1 protein-coding gene is annotated in these 405 nt (G+C 39.8%); it reads right to left on the bottom strand.

Features of this window, described 5'->3' with window-relative positions:
• Positions 1 to 405 (bottom strand): glycosyltransferase family 4 protein (locus D4A39_RS17295; RefSeq protein WP_119918606.1); only part of this gene is annotated, 405 nt, incomplete at both ends.

The raw sequence follows: 405 nt of genomic DNA, 5'->3' as shown, positions 1-405 counted from the left end.
CCTTCTTTGACTACCTCAGGCAAGCCTCCTGTATTACTAGCTACCAGCACACATCCACGTGCCATACCTTCTATTGCCGTCAGGCCGAAGCCTTCGCTTCTAGATGGCATTAATAACACGTCTATTTTATCATAATATGATTGCAAGGCTGCTTGTTCTTGCCTTCCAACAAACTTTATTATATTTTTAAGATGCAACCTATTAGCATCTTCCTCCATTTGTTTCAGCAAGGAACCATCCCCTACCACCAACACACGAACATTCTTATGCTTGTCATATACTTTGGCAAAAGCAGGAACTACAAGATCCATACCCTTGATATGCTCCAAACGACTCACTACACCAATGGTTATAATATTCTTATTTTCTCTTTTTTTATCAGTAATCTGAATATAACCAGGCAAG

Origin of the sequence: Alcanivorax profundi, assembly GCF_003597125.1 — a bacterium.
Lineage (GTDB): Bacteria > Pseudomonadota > Gammaproteobacteria > Pseudomonadales > Alcanivoracaceae > Alcanivorax > Alcanivorax profundi.
The sequence above is the reverse complement of the archived record's forward strand: the minus strand, read 5'-3'. Positions and strand labels throughout refer to the sequence as shown.